Raw genomic sequence first — 575 nt, forward strand, 5'->3', positions numbered from 1 at the left:
CGGGCAAACGAGGCGCGCAGCAAGGAGATGGCCAGAGTTCTTGATGCCCGCTTGGCCAGCCCGTCCGGGCCGCTCGAAATGAATAGGTAGCCCAGGCCCTCCACCATGCCGATGCGGCGCGATACACGGGCCAATGCTGCGGCGAGCCCGCCGTATATATTCGGCTTGATGAAAAATGTCAGGCTGACGTCGGGTCGTTCACGACGGAACCAGCGCGTGAGATCGCGCAGCGTGCGCAGATCGGATAGTGGATTCTGCCCCGCGCGGTCGATATGATAGGTGTGAGTAGTAACACCCATGTCTTTCAGGTGTTTCGCCTGCTCAGTATTATATTCCGGAGCAAGCACATGAACATCGTGCCCCCGCCGAACCAGTAATTCCAGCAGATGCCAACGAAACCGGATCAACGTATTCGCGGCGTTCGACATCACCGTTATTTTTCGAGGCCCGTTCAGATCCCGAGGCTGCTTCGCGCCGTTCAGCATTAACAACTAACCTGTATGATATGCATCGAGCACGATCAGATGAGCAAGCGCGCTAAACAAGGTTCTTAGGCAGGTCAATGGCTAGCTCGG

At 56.7% G+C, this 575-nt stretch carries 1 protein-coding gene; it reads right to left on the reverse strand.

From position 1 onward, the window contains the following. Positions 1-485 (reverse strand): glycosyltransferase (locus AACY19_RS26825; RefSeq protein ID WP_339454512.1); only part of this gene is annotated, 485 nt, incomplete at its 3' end. Between the last annotated feature and the right edge of the window lie 90 nt (positions 486-575).

The organism is Pseudomonas sp. EA_5y_Pfl2_R50, assembly GCF_963970475.1.
Classification (GTDB): Bacteria; Pseudomonadota; Gammaproteobacteria; order Pseudomonadales; family Pseudomonadaceae; genus Aquipseudomonas.